This is a genomic window from Staphylococcus sp. FSL W8-0056 (genome assembly GCF_037963075.1).
GTDB classification, from domain to species: Bacteria; Bacillota; Bacilli; order Staphylococcales; family Staphylococcaceae; genus Staphylococcus; species Staphylococcus aureus.
Window position 1 is genome coordinate 657802 of record NZ_CP150142.1, and the last position, 17370, is coordinate 675171.

Sequence of the window (17370 nt, forward strand, 5' to 3'; positions counted from 1 at the left end):
TTATAATTGTTCATTGGCAATATACTTTTTAAATGATTTAATAAAAACCAATATTTCTGGGCTTTCTTTTTTGCTGTATATATATGTAAATGAAATAGGCGCTTGTAAAATTTTCGTGTTAATAACCGAAATATTGTAATCACTATCTGTTGTTATATAAATAGGCAGGAATGATATACCTTGATTCATTTCGATTAATTTAATTGAAGTATGCACATCATTGATAGATAGAAATTGTGCTTTTCCATAAATATTTAAAATATTATTTTTAAGTGATGACCAATATTCTGGATGGTTATCACTTATTATTTTGTATTTTTCAAATAAAGATGCCTCAGTTAGAAGATGATTATTCTCTTTATTGGGAGCAATCAATACAATTTTACCTTCGCATACTTTTTCAGAATGAACTTCTCTTAGTTTAGGTTGATTTCTGCTAATCCCGATGTCATACGTATGATTATTAATATCTTTTTCAATATTTTCATTTTTGACATGGAGAGAAACATCGATAAACGGATGCTCGTTAAAGAAAGATTTTAAAAATTTGGGCATAATGAATGTCGCGATATATGAAGACACGACAACATTTAATTTCGATTGAAACATCGTTTTTTTAAGTTGGATATGTTTGATGCCACTTTCATATTGTTCAATAAAACTTTGCGCAATTGGAAGAAATGTATGACCATCTTCAGTCAAGATAATTTGATTTTTATAAGTTTCAAATAGTTTCACATTGAGATGCTGTTCTAAATTTTTAATTTGCTTATGTATAGAAGGTATAGTGAGATTAATTTCTTCACTAGCTAATCGATAGTTTAACGTCTTCGCTAAAATGACAAATGTATAGTACCAATCCAAATTCATGAACTTACCTCTTTCAAAAAAGTTAATAATTCATTAGATAATATTTAATTTTTATTGCATAAAAATAATATTAATATTATATCAGAGGTTATCGAGGGGGTGAAGTAATATGATTCGAATTCAAGATAATACAATAAGGGATGGTATGCAACAAAGTAATGTTCGAAAAAGTCTAATTATAAAAAAAGAAGTATTGAAACAAATTAACAAGTTAAATATAAATTCTGTTGAAGTAGGCATGTGTACAACTATCGAGGATGAATTTAATATTCATCAATTCAGAGACATTTTAAGTCCTGAAAAAGAATTAGTAGTATTGACTAGGCTTAATGAAAAAGAAATAAAAAAAATAGTCAAATTGAAAATTCATAATTTAGTGGTAAAAATACTATTGCCAATATCTGACTTGCATATAAAAGAAAAGCTTAATTTTTCAAATAAATATTATATTCAGAAAATCAAAGACTGCTTGGATATATTAAAGAAAGATAAAAAAGGAGTAGATATTTGTTTTGAAGATGCAACAAGGACTTCTAGAGAAAAATTGAAAGAATACATGGAAATTATTTCAAAATATCAAGTTAGAACAGTTACATTTGCGGACACTGTAGGATGTTCGACACCATTAGAATACGGAGATATTTTTAATTACTTTGTAAAAAAATATTCTAACATAATTTTTTCTGCTCATTGTCATAACGATCTAGGGTTGGCTACTGCAAATACATTAACTGCAATTTTAAATGGTGCAAAGCAAATAGAAACTACATTTTTGGGAATTGGTGAGAGAGCGGGTAATGCTCCTATTGAGGAAATAATTACTATTTTGACAAAAAAACAAATAGAAAGTACGGAATTCACTTTACCCGACGTATATAAAACTAGTATTAATATTTCTAAAATTCTCGATTTTCAAATATCAGAAAACAAACCTATAATTGGTGAAAATATATTTAAACATGAATCAGGAATTCATCAAGATGGTACTAAAAAAAATATAAATATGTATCAATATTTAGTTCCTAGTGATTTAGGATTGAAAAATTCACAAGTTGTTCAGTTTCCAATAAGTAATATTTCTAGTAAGAAAATCTTGCACAATAAATTTAAATCAATAGTTAACACTGAAGAAATTGATGAAAATATTTCTTTCTATAAACTTGTGAACAAGTTTTCACCTGAAGTAGCACCTGAAGATACAGTGGATTTACTTCAGATAATAAAAAGGAGGAGTAAAGATGGAAATTTTAAATGATTCTGTAAAAAGTTTTGAAAAACTTTATTTACAATTACAAGATGGTTTTCCAGTGATTGTTCCTACTGATACTAATTATAATTTATGTAGTTTACCAAACAATGATCTTTGTATCGATAAAATATTTGAATATAAAAAGAGATCGAAAGATAAGCCATTATCATTATTTATTGATAAGCCAGAGGATTGGAAATTGTATGGAGATAATCAAAATACGGAAATAGTTGATAAACTAGTTGAAATATTTTGGCCTGGACCATTAAATATTATTTTAAAAAATAAAACAAGCTATAATTATATGCTCAATAATTCAGATAGTATAGCTATAGGATGTGTGCAAAATAAAACGATGAGAAGGTTTATTTCATATATTAATTCACCTATAGCAATTACTTCAGCAAATATCTCTGGAACTGCCGATGATATTTTAATAACTGAAAATGAAGCAATTAAGCACATGGGCGAAAATGTAAGATATATGCTAAGAAGTCAAAATAAAACTAACTATAAAACATCTAGTACGATTATTAAAGTGACAGATAATAAAATTGAATTATTAAGAGAAGGAGATATAAAGTTTGAAGAAATAAAAGAAAGACTAGGTACAGGTATTATTTATGAATAAGTTAATACTTGGGATTTATTTGTACCGAATTTTTTCACGAGCATACTTTTATTTACCGTTTTTATTAATTTACTTTTTGATTCAAGGTTATTCCATAATACAATTAGAAATATTAATGGCGTCTTATGGCATTGCAGCATTTTTATTCTCTCTATACAAAGAGAAGTGTTTTAAAATTTGTAACTTAAAAGATTCTAATAAATTAGTTGTTAGTGAAATATTCAAAATCATCGGTTTATTGTTGTTATTATATCAAAATCAATATTTAATTTTAGTAGTGGCACAAATATTATTAGGGTTAAGTTACTCAATGATGGCGGGTGTTGATACCGCAATAATTAAAAGAAATATAACAAATGAGAAATACGTACAAAATAAGTCAAATAGCTATATGTTCCTATCATTATTAATTTCAGGGATTATAGGTAGTTATCTTTATGGAATAAATATTAAATGGCCTATAATAATGACTGGTATATTTTCAATTCTAACAATTATAATTATTCGATGCACATTAGTTGAAAATAGGGAATTAAATTTAATAGGAGAAACAAAGGGAAAGATAAAGAAATTTCTACCGGAAGAGAAGTTTTGGATATTGCATTATTCTTTTTTAAGAGCGTTAATATTAGGATTTTTTATAGGATTTATTCCAATTAATATATATAATGATTTAAAACTGAATAATTTACAATTTATTTCAGTATTAACTTGTTACACAGTTATGGGTTATTTATCTTCACGTTATTTAACTAAATACTTGAACTATAAGTTTGTGTCAGAAATTTGTTTAATAATATTTTTAATAATATATACATATCAAAGTTTCATAGCAGTTACTATTTCTATGATATTTTTAGGTATTTCTTCAGGGTTAACTCGTCCACAAACTATAAATAAACTTTCTAGCAGTAGTAACTTAAGAGTGATGCTTAATTATGCAGAAACGTTATATTTTATTTTTAATATCGCATTTTTACTTATTGGTGGTTATCTATATTCAATTGGAACTATTCAATATTTAATGTTATTTATGTCATTATTGACGTTTATATATTTACTAACATTATTTTATTTAAGGAGAGATCAACATGAAAATCAACACAGAATTTAAAGGAAATAATATACCATATGAATATGCGGCAGGCGCAGATATAAGTGATTTAATAAATGGCAATCCAATTAAATCATTCCCGTTTGAAATAACAGAACTTCCAAAAGATACTAAATATCTTGCATGGTCTCTGATAGATTATGATGCAATACCAGTTTGCGGATTTGCATGGATTCATTGGAGCGTTGCTAATGTAAGTATCACTGGTGATTCAATTTCTATAAAAGCAGATTTATCAAGAACAAAGGGTGACTATGTACAAGGTAAAAATAGCTTTACTAGTGGGTTGTTGGCTGAAGATTTTTCAGAAATAGAAAATCACTATGTAGGACCAACACCACCTGATAAAGATCATCAATATGAATTAACAGTTTATGCGTTAGATCATTCTTTAAATTTGAAGAATGGGTTCTACTTGAATGAATTTTTAAAAGAAGTAAATCAACATAAAATTGATCAAACAAGTATTAACCTTATAGGAAGAAAAATTTAATGCTAAATATCTCATCAATATAAAATTGTTCAATTAAAAGTACAAAGAAACAAGAGATTTAATTTATATATTAGGTACGGCGTTCGCTATAATGCAAAGAAGTAATTAAATTTAAGAAATGTAAACTTAGTTATTGTAATGTGAATTTATTTGAAAAAATAGAAAGTATTAACAATTATAGCTTTTACATTAATTAAAATTTATTTTTAAAAACAAGTAAACAATTTACATACTTATAATTTTTGAAACTTTTAGATTTGTGTTATATTGATTTTGTAAGATACTTTAACTCACAAAGGAGAGAGATTATATGAAATTAAAATCATTTATAACTGTAACTTTGGCACTGGGCATGATCGCAACGACTGGCGCTACTGTGACAAGTAATGAGGTATCTGCAGCAGAAAAGGACAAACTACCGGCAACTCAAAAAGCTAAAGAAATGCAAAATGTTCCATATACAATTGCAGTAGATGGCATTATGGCTTTCAATCAATCTTACTTAAATTTACCAAAAGATAGCCAATTATCATATTTAGATTTAGGAAATAAAGTTAAAGCTTTATTATATGATGAACGTGGTGTAACACCTGAGAAGATTCGAAATGCAAAATCTGCCGTTTACACGATTACTTGGAAAGATGGTAGTAAAAAAGAAGTGGATCTTAAGAAAGATAGCTACACAGCAAACTTGTTTGATTCAAATTCAATTAAACAAATTGATATTAATGTAAAAACTAAATAAACACTTAAAATTATCAAATTCAACATGAAGCATTTAATTTTACAGTGATGATTATAATATAATTGCCTTGATACAAAGATTACTCGTAAATGACATCTTTGTATTAAGGCTTTTTCTAAATTTAAAAGTGATGGGTTAGAGGTTATTGAGCTTTAAAATATTCAAAATACAAAACATTAATGGCCAAAAATAAAAGCCGCCTTTATCTGGGCAGCTTCAATAATAAGAAAGACATATTTCATTTTATACTAAATAGTTATTGTGATGAATCTTTCGGCGGTTTAATTACTGCAGCAAAAATTGCTGTGAAAATCGTGAACAATACTGCCATGATAATTGGATTCACTACATTTAAGCTGTCTCCACCTACTAGGCTATTAAGTACAAAGTTAACCATTTGCATTAATAATAATGCCCAAAAGAATGTTACGAGGTGTTTCATGTCATTCTACCTCCACTTTAATTATATATATTTTATTTTAAGTGAAAGTTAGAAATTTGTATAGTAACATCTCATATATTTTGACCATATTATACAGTTTAAATAAATGATTTTATCTGAATGGCTATTCAAATTTAAGCGCATTAAAACCAATTTCATACTGAAATTTGACGATAATAAAGCATTAAAATTTTATTAACTAGTCAATATTCCTACCTCTGACTTGAGTTTAAAAAGTAATCTATGTTAAATTAATACCTGGTATTAAAAATTTTATTAAGAAGGTGTTCAACTATGAACGTGGGTATTAAAGGTTTTGGTGCATATGCACCAGAAAAGATTATTGACAATGCCTATTTTGAGCAATTTTTAGATACATCTGATGAATGGATTTCTAAGATGACTGGAATTAAAGAAAGACATTGGGCAGATGACGATCAAGATACTTCAGATTTAGCATATGAAGCAAGTGTAAAAGCAATCGCTGACGCTGGTATTCAGCCTGAAGATATAGATATGATAATTGTTGCCACAGCAACTGGAGATATGCCATTTCCAACTGTCGCAAATATGTTGCAAGAACGTTTAGGGACGGGCAAAGTTGCCTCTATGGATCAACTTGCAGCATGTTCTGGATTTATGTATTCAATGATTACAGCTAAACAATATGTTCAATCTGGAGATTATCATAATATTTTAGTTGTCGGTGCAGATAAATTATCTAAAATAACAGATTTAACTGACCGTTCTACTGCAGTTCTATTTGGAGATGGTGCAGGTGCGGTTATCATCGGTGAAGTTTCAGAAGGCAGAGGTATTATAAGTTATGAAATGGGTTCTGATGGCACTGGTGGTAAACATTTATATTTAGATAAAGATACTGGTAAACTGAAAATGAATGGTCGAGAAGTATTTAAATTTGCTGTTAGAATTATGGGTGATGCATCAACACGTGTAGTTGAAAAAGCGAATTTAACATCAGATGATATAGATTTATTTATTCCTCATCAAGCTAATATTAGAATTATGGAATCAGCTAGAGAACGCTTAGGTATTTCAAAAGACAAAATGAGTGTTTCTGTAAATAAATATGGAAATACTTCAGCTGCGTCAATACCTTTAAGTATCGATCAAGAATTAAAAAATGGTAAACTCAAAGATGATGATACAATTGTTCTTGTCGGATTCGGTGGCGGCCTAACTTGGGGCGCAATGACAATAAAATGGGGAAAATAGGAGGATAACGAATGAGTCAAAATAAAAGAGTAGTTATTACAGGTATGGGAGCCCTTTCTCCAATCGGTAATGATGTCAAAACAACATGGGAGAATGCTCTAAAAGGCGTAAATGGTATCGATAAAATTACACGTATCGATACTGAACCTTATAGCGTTCACTTAGCAGGAGAACTTAAAAACTTTAATATTGAAGATCATATCGACAAAAAAGAAGCGCGTCGTATGGATAGATTTACTCAATATGCAATTGTAGCAGCTAGAGAGGCTGTTAAAGATGCGCAATTAGATATCAATGATAATACTGCAGATCGAATCGGTGTATGGATTGGTTCTGGTATCGGTGGTATGGAAACATTTGAAATTGCACATAAACAATTAATGGATAAAGGCCCAAGACGTGTGAGTCCATTTTTCGTACCAATGTTAATTCCTGATATGGCAACTGGGCAAGTATCAATTGACTTAGGTGCAAAAGGACCAAATGGTGCAACAGTTACAGCATGTGCAACAGGTACAAACTCAATCGGAGAAGCATTTAAAATTGTGCAACGCGGTGATGCAGATGCAATGATTACTGGTGGTACGGAAGCTCCAATCACTCATATGGCAATTGCAGGTTTCAGTGCAAGTCGAGCGCTTTCTACAAATGATGACATTGAAACAGCATGTCGTCCATTCCAAGAAGGTAGAGACGGTTTTGTTATGGGTGAAGGTGCTGGTATTTTAGTAATCGAATCTTTAGAATCAGCACAAGCTCGAGGTGCCAATATTTATGCTGAGATAGTTGGCTATGGTACTACAGGTGATGCTTATCATATTACAGCGCCAGCTCCAGAAGGTGAAGGCGGTTCTAGAGCAATGCAAGCAGCTATGGATGATGCTGGTATTGAACCTAAAGATGTACAATACTTAAATGCCCATGGTACAAGTACTCCTGTTGGTGACTTAAATGAAGTTAAAGCTATTAAAAATACATTTGGTGAAGCAGCTAAACACTTAAAAGTTAGCTCAACAAAATCAATGACTGGTCACTTACTTGGTGCAACAGGTGGAATTGAAGCAATCTTCTCAGCGCTTTCAATTAAAGACTCTAAAGTCGCACCGACAATACATGCGGTAACACCAGACCCAGAATGTGATTTGGATATTGTTCCAAATGAAGCGCAAGACCTTGATATTACTTATGCAATGAGTAATAGCTTAGGATTCGGTGGACATAACGCAGTATTAGTATTCAAGAAATTTGAAGCATAATTATAAAAATCTTCAGTAACGTTGTTTTAGTTACTGAAGATTTTTTCTGTTTCTTTATACTAAGATGAGCGACAGCACAATCGTCATAATAAAATATAGAATATTTATTAATAATAAGGGGATTATCCATGTAGAAACAAAGTAATGCTCTTTTTTTACCTCTTGTGGGTTGAAAAATGGATCATCAGAGATAGACTTCTTCTTTTTCGAAGATGACATTTGATACTTTAATCTTCTAAAACCATAACTTGTCGCATCAAAAATGCCTTCTTGTACAAGTAAAATCAAAAATATGCTAATAAAAATAATTAATGAAACATAAAACAATATATTTAAATATGTAATGATAGTATGGCTATTAAAAACCCATATAATAAACGTTAATATTGGCGTTATTAGTGCCATTCCAAGCCATTTTTTCAACATTTGATCACTCCCACTTATAGAAAACTCTTACGCATAGTTTACATTAAAATGAGACATTGAGGAATGATTTTTTAATTTCTGCAGCTTTATTGAAATTCTAAAATCAATCATTCTTCATTAGTTTAAAGCAAAAAAATATTGATATATAGTAAATATTGTATATATAATATTAGTTAAGATTTCAGAAAATTTTGAAGGGAATGGAAATTTAGAAATCGGAATTTGTTAGAGGAGGGGATTAGATGGGGAAATATATTTTCAAACGATTTATTTATATGCTTATTTCTTTATTTATTATTATTACAATTACATTTTTCTTAATGAAATTAATGCCAGGTTCGCCATTTAACGATGCTAAATTAAATGCTGAACAAAAAGAAATTTTAAATGAAAAATATGGATTAAATGATCCTGTAGCTACGCAGTATTTACATTATTTAAAAAATGTTGTTACAGGCGATTTTGGTAATTCATTCCAGTATCATAATCAACCTGTGTGGGATTTGATTAAACCGAGACTACTACCTTCTTTTGAAATGGGTCTTACAGCAATGTTCATCGGTGTGATACTGGGACTTATTTTAGGTGTTGCAGCAGCTACTAAACAAAATTCTTGGGTTGACTATACAACTACAGTTATTTCAGTTATTGCTGTATCTGTACCATCTTTTGTACTTGCTGTACTTTTACAATATGTATTTGCAGTTAAATTAAGATGGTTCCCAGTAGCTGGATGGGAAGGTTTTTCGACCGCGGTATTACCGTCACTTGCATTATCTGCAGCTGTTTTAGCAACTGTCGCCAGATACATAAGAGCAGAGATGATAGAGGTATTAAGTTCAGACTATATTTTATTAGCGAGAGCTAAAGGTAATTCGACAATGCGTGTACTTTTTGGACATGCACTTAGAAATGCTTTAATTCCAATTATTACAATTATCGTTCCCATGTTAGCAAGTATTTTAACAGGCACTTTAACAATTGAAAATATTTTTGGGGTTCCTGGATTAGGGGATCAATTCGTACGTTCAATTACAACAAATGATTTCTCAGTAATCATGGCAATCACACTATTATTTAGCACACTGTTTATCGTTTCTATTTTTATTGTAGATATTTTGTACGGTGTGATAGATCCACGAATTCGTGTTCAAGGAGGTAAAAAATAATGGCTGAAAATAAAAACAATTTGTCGATTAACGACGATCATTCTAATGCAGCTATGACGCATACCTCTGACGCTATCGCATCATCTGATTTTATTATTAGAGAATTAGACTTGAATCAGGAACCTGAAATGCAACGAGAAAGCAAAAACTTTTGGCAAGATGCTTGGGCTCAGTTAAAACGAAATAAGTTAGCTGTTGTCGGTATGATAGGTTTAATTATCATTGTAATATTTGCTTTTATCGGTCCAGTTATAAATAAACATGATTATGCTGAACAAAATGTAGAACATAGAAATCTTCCGGCAAAAATACCTGTATTAGACAAAGTTCCATTTTTACCTTTTGATGGTAAAGATGCAGATGGCAAGGATGCTTATAAAGCAGCAAATGCTAAAGAAAATTATTGGTTTGGTACTGATCAGTTGGGTCGAGATTTATGGACAAGAACATGGAAAGGTGCTCAAATTTCATTGTTTATCGGTGTTGTTGCAGCGATGTTAGATATTTTTATTGGCGTTGTATATGGTGCGATTTCTGGATTCTTCGGTGGACGTGTCGATACGATTATGCAACGTATACTTGAAGTCATAGCATCTATTCCGAATTTAATTGTCGTAATTTTATTTGTATTAATTTTTGAACCATCCATTTGGACAATTATATTGGCTATGTCTATCACAGGCTGGTTAGGCATGAGCAGAGTTGTACGTGGAGAATTTTTAAAATTGAAAAATCAAGAGTTTGTCATGGCTTCGAAAACATTGGGGGCTTCAAAATTCAAATTGATATTTAAGCATATTTTACCTAATACGTTAGGTGCTATCGTGGTTACATCAATGTTTACAGTACCTAGTGCTATTTTCTTCGAAGCATTTTTAAGTTTCATTGGTATAGGTGTACCTGCACCTCAAACATCGTTAGGGTCATTAGTAAATGATGGGCGCGCAATGTTATTAATTTATCCACATGAATTATTTATACCAGCAATGATTTTAAGTTTATTAATTCTATTCTTTTACTTATTTAGTGATGGATTACGTGATGCATTTGATCCGAAAATGCGTAAATAAAAGGGGGCATAGCATATGACTGAAAGAATATTAGAAGTAAATGATTTGCATGTTTCCTTTGATATTACAGCAGGGGAAGTGCAGGCAGTGAGAGGTGTAGATTTTTATTTAAACAAGGGGGAAACATTGGCAATTGTTGGTGAATCAGGTTCAGGTAAATCTGTAACAACAAAAGCAATTACAAAATTATTCCAAGGGGACACAGGAAGAATTAAAAAGGGAGAAATTTTATTTTTAGGGGAAGATTTAGCAAAAAAACCTGAAAATGAGTTAATTAAATTACGTGGCAAAGATATTTCAATGATCTTTCAAGATCCAATGACATCTTTAAACCCAACGATGCAAATTGGTAAACAAGTCATGGAACCATTAATTAAGCACAAAAATTATAGTAAAGCACAAGCTAAAAAGCGCGCATTGGAAATACTAAATCTTGTAGGTTTACCAAATGCAGAAAAAAGATTTAAAGCATATCCTCATCAATTTTCAGGTGGACAAAGGCAAAGAATTGTTATTGCAACCGCATTAGCTTGTGAACCTAAAGTGCTCATTGCTGATGAACCAACGACTGCATTAGACGTAACGATGCAGGCACAAATTTTAGATTTAATGAAAGAACTACAACAAAAAATCGATACAGCAATTATTTTTATAACGCATGATTTAGGGGTTGTTGCGAATATTGCTGATAGAGTGGCAGTTATGTATGGTGGTCAAATGGTTGAAACAGGAGATGTTAACGAAATATTTTATGATCCAAAGCATCCATATACATGGGGATTATTATCGTCAATGCCTGATTTATCAACAACAAATGACACACCATTACTAGCGATTCCTGGAGCGCCACCTGATTTATTACACCCACCTAAAGGTGATGCATTTGCGAGACGTAGTCAATATGCATTAGATATTGATTTTAAAGTAGAACCACCGTGGTTTAAAGTTTCACCGACACATTTTGTGAAATCTTGGTTATTAGACGCACGTGCACCAAAAGTTGAACTACCCGAGCTGGTAAAACAACGTATGAAACCGATGCCTAATAATTATGAAAAACCACTCAAGGTAGAAAGGGTGTCGTTCAATGAAAAATGATGAAGTGCTATTATCTATTAAAAATTTAAAGCAATATTTTAACGCAGGAAAGAAAAACGAAGTGAGAGCGATTGAAAATATTTCGTTTGATATATACAAAGGGGAAACATTAGGTTTAGTAGGAGAATCGGGGTGTGGTAAATCTACAACTGGTAAATCAATTATTAAACTTAATGATATTACAAGTGGAGAAATTTTGTATGAGGGTATTGATATACAAAAGATTCGTAAACGTAAAGATTTGCTTAAATTTAATAAAAAGATACAGATGATTTTTCAAGACCCATATGCGTCTTTAAATCCTAGGTTAAAAGTAATGGATATAGTAGCTGAAGGTATTGATATCCATCATTTAGCAACTGATAAGCGTGACCGAAAAAAACGTGTCTATGATTTACTTGAAACTGTTGGATTAAGTAAAGAACATGCCAATCGCTATCCTCATGAATTTTCAGGTGGACAACGCCAACGTATTGGAATTGCCCGTGCATTAGCCGTTGAACCAGAATTCATTATCGCGGACGAACCAATATCGGCATTGGATGTTTCAATCCAAGCTCAAGTAGTTAATTTATTATTAAAATTACAACGTGAAAGAGGGATTACGTTCCTATTTATAGCTCATGATCTATCAATGGTGAAGTATATTTCAGATCGTATTGCAGTCATGCATTTTGGGAAAATAGTTGAAATTGGACCGGCAGAAGAAATTTATCAAAATCCATTACACGATTATACTAAGTCTTTATTATCAGCCATTCCACAACCTGATCCTGAATCAGAACGCAGTCGCAAACGATTTAGTTATATTGATGATGAAGCAAATAATCATTTAAGACAATTACATGAAATTAGACCGAATCACTTTGTCTTTAGTACTGAAGAAGAAGCGGCACAACTACGAGAAAATAAATTGGTGACACAAAATTAAGGGGAAGGGGGAAATGCAATGACGAGAAAATTTAGAACACTTATTTTAATTTTGATTGCTACAATTGCATTAAGTGGTTGTGCTAATGACGATGGTATTTATTCAGATAAAGGTCAAGTATTCAGAAAAATTTTGTCATCAGACTTAACATCCCTTGATACATCATTAATAACGGATGAAATATCTTCTGAAGTGACTGCGCAAACATTCGAAGGTTTATACACATTAGGAAAAGGTGACAAACCGGTGTTAGGTGTTGCGAAAGCTTTTCCTGAAAAGAGTAAAGATGGTAAAACTTTAAAGGTTAAATTAAGAAGCGATGCTAAATGGAGCAATGGTGACAAAGTGACTGCACAAGACTTTGTTTATGCTTGGAGAAAAACAGTTGACCCTAAAACAGGTTCTGAATTTGCATACATTATGGGGGACATTAAAAATGCGAGTGATATTAGTACTGGTAAGAAACCTGTAGAGCAATTAGGTATCAAAGCATTAAATGATGAAACATTACAAATTGAATTAGAAAAGCCGGTTCCATATATTAATCAATTATTAGCACTTAATACCTTTGCACCTCAAAATGAAAAAGTTGCCAAAAAATATGGTAAAAATTACGGTACGGCAGCTGATAGAGCGGTATACAATGGTCCATTTAAAGTTGATGATTGGAAACAAGAAGATAAAACCTTACTATCTAAAAATCAGTATTATTGGGATAAAAAGAATGTAAAATTAGATAAAGTGAATTATAAAGTTATTAAAGACTTACAAGCCGGTGCATCATTGTATGATACTGAATCAGTAGATGACGCAGTTATTACTGCAGATCAAGTAAATAAATATAAAGACAACAAAGGATTAAACTTTGTGTTAACGTCTGGGACATTTTTTGTAAAAATGAATGAAAAACAATATCCTGATTTTAAAAACAAAAATTTAAGATTGGCTATCGCACAAGCAATAGATAAAAAAGGATACGTTGATTCAGTGAAAAACAATGGCTCAATTCCTTCCGATACACTAACAGCCAAAGGAATTGCGAAAGCGCCTAATGGCAAAGATTATGCGAGTACCATGAATTCGCCTTTAAAATATAATCCTAAAGAAGCAAGAGCACACTGGGACAAAGCTAAAAAAGAGTTAGGTAAAAATGAAGTGACATTTTCAATGAACACAGAAGATACACCAGATGCAAAAATATCTGCTGAATATATCAAATCGCAAGTTGAGAAAAATTTACCAGGAGTTACTTTGAAAATTAAGCAATTACCGTTTAAACAAAGAGTATCACTAGAACTGAGTAACAATTTTGAAGCATCACTTAGTGGTTGGTCTGCAGATTACCCTGATCCTATGGCTTATTTAGAAACAATGACCACAGGTAGCGCACAAAATAATACAGACTGGGGTAATAAAGAATATGATCAATTACTTAAAGTAGCAAGAACCAAATTGGCACTTCAACCGAACGAACGATATGAAAACTTGAAAAAAGCAGAAGAAATGTTCCTAGGAGATGCACCGGTAGCACCAATTTATCAAAAAGGTGTTGCACATTTAACAAATCCTCAAGTAAAAGGATTAATTTACCATAAATTTGGTCCAAATAACTCACTTAAACATGTATATATTGATAAATCGATAGATAAAGAAACAGGTAAGAAGAAAAAATAATATGCTTTGTAAATTAGGCTGGAGACATATCTCCAGTCTTTTTGTGTTGGATAAAAACTTTGGGAATAAAAATTTAAAATAAGTCGTTTTTTAAATTACTGAAATTGATTAAATGCATAAATAACTGAATATTCTAAAAATAAACTTGTAATAATTTTTTCTATGAGTAAACTAAAAAGAAAAAATTAGATTGAAAGTAGGAGGCATATGTATGGGGAAGCTAATTAAATATATTTCAATACTTCTTATTGTCGTTTTAGTGTTGAGTGCTTGCGGAAAAAGCAGTAATAAAGATGAAGGAGTAAAAGATGCTACTAAAACGGAAACCTCAAAACATAAAGGTGGTACCTTAAATGTAGCATTAACAGCACCGCCAAGTGGTGTTTATTCTTCGTTATTAAATAGTACACATGCAGATTCTGTAGTTGAGGGATATTTTAACGAAAGCTTATTAGCAACTGATAAAAAAATACGTCCTAAGGCATATATTGCTTCATGGAAGGACATCGAGCCGGCTAAGAAAATAGAATTTAAAATTAAAAAAGGTATTAAATGGCATGATGGTAATGAATTGAAAATTGATGATTGGATTTATTCAATTGAAGTCTTAGCTAACAAGGACTACGAAGGTGCTTATTATCCAAGTGTAGAAAATATCCAAGGTGCGAAAGATTATCATGAAGGAAAAACTGATCATATTAGCGGATTGAAGAAAATAGATGACTACACTATGCAGGTTACATTTGATAAAAAACAAGAAAATTACTTAACAGGATTTATTACTGGACATTTATTAAGTAAAAAATATTTATCAGATGTACCAATTAAAGATTTAGCGAAATCAGATAAAATCCGAAAATATCCTATTGGTATTGGACCGTATAAAGTTAAGAAAATCGTTCCAGGTGAGGCTGTTCAACTCGTTAAATTTGATGATTATTGGCAAGGTAAGCCTGCACTAGACAAAATCAATTTAAAAGTTATTGATCAAGCTCAAATTATTAAGGCAATGGAAAAAGGCGATATTGATGTTGCGAATGATGCTACCGGTGCAATGGCAAAAGATGCTAAGTCATCTAATGCTGGTCTCAAGGTATTATCTGCGCCAAGCTTAGACTACGGTTTAATAGGATTCGTATCTCATGATTACGATAAAAAAGCTAATAAAACTGGTAAAGTGAGACCAAAATATGAAGACAAAGAATTACGTAAAGCAATGCTTTATGCAATTGATAGAGAAAAATGGATTAAAGCGTTTTTCAATGGTTACGCTAGTGAAATCAATAGTTTTGTACCATCTATGCATTGGATAGCAGCCAATCCTAAGGACCTAAATGATTACAAATATGATCCTGAAAAAGCTAAAAAAATCTTAGATAAGTTAGGTTATAAAGATAGAGATGGTGACGGATTTAGAGAAGATCCTAAAGGTAATAAATTTGAGATTAACTTTAAACATTATTCAGGTTCAAATCCTACTTTTGAACCAAGAACTGCTGCGATAAAAGATTTCTGGGAAAAAGTTGGCTTGAAAACAAATGTGAAGTTAGTAGAATTCGGTAAATATAATGAAGACTTAGCAAATGCATCTAAAGATATGGAAGTGTACTTCAGATCATGGGCAGGAGGTACAGATCCAGATCCATCAGATTTATACCACACTGATAGACCTCAAAATGAAATGAGAACAGTTTTACCAAAATCAGATCAATATTTAGATGATGCATTAGACTTCGAAAAAGTAGGCATTGATGAAAAGAAACGTAAAGATATTTATGTTAAATGGCAAAAATATATGAATGATGAGTTACCTGGATTACCAATGTTCCAAGGTAAATCGATAACTATTGTTAACGATAAAGTACGAAACTTAGACATTGAAATTGGAACTGATCAAAGTTTATATAATTTAACTAAAGAAGCTTAGTAATGTAACCTCGACGATTTTGTCGAGGTTTACTTATATGGGGGGATGTTATGAATAATGTATTGTTAGAGGTTAAAGATTTAGAAACATCATTAAAAATAAATAATGAATGGTTAGCAACTGTTGAAAATATTTCTTTTGAATTATCTAAAGGAGAAGTTTTGGGTATAGTAGGGGAATCTGGTTGCGGTAAGTCCATATTAAGTAAGTCAATTATTAAATTATTACCAGAAAAGATATCTAAACTAAGTAGTGGAGAAGTTATATTTGATGGTAAACGAATCGATACGCTCAATGAGAAGCAATTGCTAGATATTCGAGGAAATGATATTGCTATGATTTTTCAAGAACCTATGACTGCTTTAAATCCTGTATTTACCATAAAAAATCAACTTGTGGAATCTATAAAATCACATAAAAAAATTTCTAAAAAAGAAGCAAATAACTTAGCAAAAGATTTACTAAAAAAAGTTGGAATTGCTAGACAAGATGAAATATTAAATAGCTATCCTCATCAATTATCTGGTGGTATGAGACAAAGAGTAATGATTGCAATGGCCATTTCATGTTCTCCTAAATTATTAATTGCTGATGAACCTACAACAGCATTGGATGTCACGATTCAAGCGCAAATATTAGACTTATTAAAAGAATTGCAAAAGGAAACGCAAATGGCAATTATGATGATTACACATGATTTGAGTGTAGTTGCTGAGTTTTGCGATAAAGTCTTAGTTATGTATGCAGGTCAAATTGTAGAATTTGGAGGCATAAAAGAAATACTACACAATCCGAAACATCCTTATACCCAAAAATTATTATCAACAATTCCAAAACTTAAAGAAGGGCAGAAACGACTTGAAACGATAGAAGGAATTGTGCCATCAATCCAAGCATTTCACGTTAATAAGTGCAGATTTGCAAATAGATGTAACAAAAAACTGGATATTTGTAATAATCAATCTCCTAAAATGCATGTTTGTGAAGACGTCATTGTACGTTGTCATTTGTACAAAAATGAATATAAGGAGATATAAGA

The 17370-nt window shown here is 31.2% G+C and carries 17 protein-coding genes; 14 read left to right on the forward strand and 3 right to left on the reverse strand.

The window, feature by feature from the left end; genetic code table 11:
• Positions 1 to 870, reverse strand: a complete 870-nt coding sequence (locus NSS86_RS03425; protein ID WP_001047069.1) for a LysR family transcriptional regulator — start codon at positions 868 to 870, stop codon at positions 1 to 3.
• A 109-nt stretch (positions 871 to 979) separates the two neighbouring features.
• Here NSS86_RS03425 and NSS86_RS03430 point away from each other — a divergent pair, with 109 nt between their 5' ends.
• From NSS86_RS03430 to NSS86_RS03450, 5 genes are all read left to right on the forward strand, one after another.
• Positions 980 to 2125, forward strand: coding sequence for a LeuA family protein (locus NSS86_RS03430; RefSeq protein WP_000619364.1), 1146 nt, complete (start codon positions 980 to 982; stop codon positions 2123 to 2125).
• Positions 2109 to 2750 (forward strand): L-threonylcarbamoyladenylate synthase, encoded by a 642-nt coding sequence (locus tag NSS86_RS03435; RefSeq protein ID WP_000404422.1) that lies wholly within the window; start codon positions 2109 to 2111, stop codon positions 2748 to 2750. The genes NSS86_RS03430 and NSS86_RS03435 overlap by 17 nt, the downstream gene beginning before the upstream one ends.
• A complete protein-coding gene (locus NSS86_RS03440) occupies positions 2743 to 3864 on the forward strand; it encodes an MFS transporter (protein ID WP_001037440.1) in 1122 nt (373 codons plus the stop codon). The genes NSS86_RS03435 and NSS86_RS03440 overlap by 8 nt, the downstream gene beginning before the upstream one ends.
• Positions 3842 to 4357 carry a YbhB/YbcL family Raf kinase inhibitor-like protein gene (locus NSS86_RS03445; RefSeq protein WP_000700882.1) on the forward strand — a complete coding sequence of 172 codons (516 nt, stop codon included), beginning with the start codon at positions 3842 to 3844 and terminating at the stop codon, positions 4355 to 4357. Before NSS86_RS03440 ends, NSS86_RS03445 begins: the two co-directional genes overlap by 23 nt.
• A gap of 310 nt (positions 4358 to 4667) precedes the next feature.
• Complete coding sequence (locus NSS86_RS03450; protein WP_000769694.1) at positions 4668 to 5102, forward strand: MAP domain-containing protein; 435 nt, start codon at positions 4668 to 4670, stop codon at positions 5100 to 5102.
• A gap of 256 nt (positions 5103 to 5358) precedes the next feature.
• On the opposite strand, the gene NSS86_RS03455 is transcribed toward NSS86_RS03450, so the two are convergent.
• A complete protein-coding gene (locus NSS86_RS03455; RefSeq protein WP_000682089.1) occupies positions 5359 to 5544 on the reverse strand; it encodes a YjzD family protein in 186 nt (61 codons plus the stop codon).
• Between the two features lie 294 nt (positions 5545 to 5838).
• On the opposite strand from NSS86_RS03455, the gene NSS86_RS03460 reads away from it, so the two are divergent.
• Positions 5839 to 6780, forward strand: a complete 942-nt coding sequence (locus NSS86_RS03460; RefSeq protein ID WP_001100526.1) for a beta-ketoacyl-ACP synthase III — start codon at positions 5839 to 5841, stop codon at positions 6778 to 6780.
• Positions 6781 to 6791: 11 nt separating this feature from the next.
• Positions 6792 to 8036: a beta-ketoacyl-ACP synthase II gene (gene fabF / locus NSS86_RS03465; protein ID WP_000081231.1), complete on the forward strand. Its 1245-nt coding sequence runs from the start codon at positions 6792 to 6794 to the stop codon at positions 8034 to 8036.
• A 54-nt stretch (positions 8037 to 8090) separates the two neighbouring features.
• Here the strand turns inward: fabF and NSS86_RS03470 are convergent, their stop codons facing one another.
• Positions 8091 to 8462, reverse strand: coding sequence for a DUF3899 domain-containing protein (locus NSS86_RS03470; RefSeq protein WP_000915157.1), 372 nt, complete (start codon positions 8460 to 8462; stop codon positions 8091 to 8093).
• 242 nt (positions 8463 to 8704) lie between these two features.
• Here NSS86_RS03470 and opp3b point away from each other — a divergent pair, with 242 nt between their 5' ends.
• The 7 genes from opp3b to NSS86_RS03505 all read left to right on the forward strand — a co-directional run bounded on the left by opp3b (position 8705) and on the right by NSS86_RS03505 (position 17368).
• Positions 8705 to 9631 carry an oligopeptide ABC transporter permease gene (gene opp3b, locus NSS86_RS03475; RefSeq protein WP_000521533.1) on the forward strand — a complete coding sequence of 309 codons (927 nt, stop codon included), beginning with the start codon at positions 8705 to 8707 and terminating at the stop codon, positions 9629 to 9631.
• Positions 9631 to 10701, forward strand: coding sequence for an oligopeptide ABC transporter permease (gene opp3C / locus NSS86_RS03480; RefSeq protein WP_000829632.1), 1071 nt, complete (start codon positions 9631 to 9633; stop codon positions 10699 to 10701). The genes opp3b and opp3C overlap by 1 nt, the downstream gene beginning before the upstream one ends.
• Before the next feature lie 15 nt (positions 10702 to 10716).
• A complete protein-coding gene (locus tag NSS86_RS03485; protein ID WP_000140050.1) occupies positions 10717 to 11799 on the forward strand; it encodes an ABC transporter ATP-binding protein in 1083 nt (360 codons plus the stop codon).
• Positions 11789 to 12730 (forward strand): ATP-binding cassette domain-containing protein, encoded by a 942-nt coding sequence (locus NSS86_RS03490; protein ID WP_000786734.1) that lies wholly within the window; start codon positions 11789 to 11791, stop codon positions 12728 to 12730. Before NSS86_RS03485 ends, NSS86_RS03490 begins: the two co-directional genes overlap by 11 nt.
• Positions 12731 to 12748: 18 nt before the next feature.
• Positions 12749 to 14404: a peptide ABC transporter substrate-binding protein gene (locus tag NSS86_RS03495; RefSeq protein ID WP_000197018.1), complete on the forward strand. Its 1656-nt coding sequence runs from the start codon at positions 12749 to 12751 to the stop codon at positions 14402 to 14404.
• Positions 14405 to 14615: 211 nt separating this feature from the next.
• Positions 14616 to 16331: an oligopeptide ABC transporter substrate-binding protein gene (gene opp4A, locus NSS86_RS03500; protein WP_000517183.1), complete on the forward strand. Its 1716-nt coding sequence runs from the start codon at positions 14616 to 14618 to the stop codon at positions 16329 to 16331.
• A 50-nt stretch (positions 16332 to 16381) separates the two neighbouring features.
• Positions 16382 to 17368, forward strand: coding sequence for an ABC transporter ATP-binding protein (locus NSS86_RS03505; RefSeq protein WP_001067052.1), 987 nt, complete (start codon positions 16382 to 16384; stop codon positions 17366 to 17368).
• The last annotated feature ends 2 nt before the right edge of the window (positions 17369 to 17370 follow it).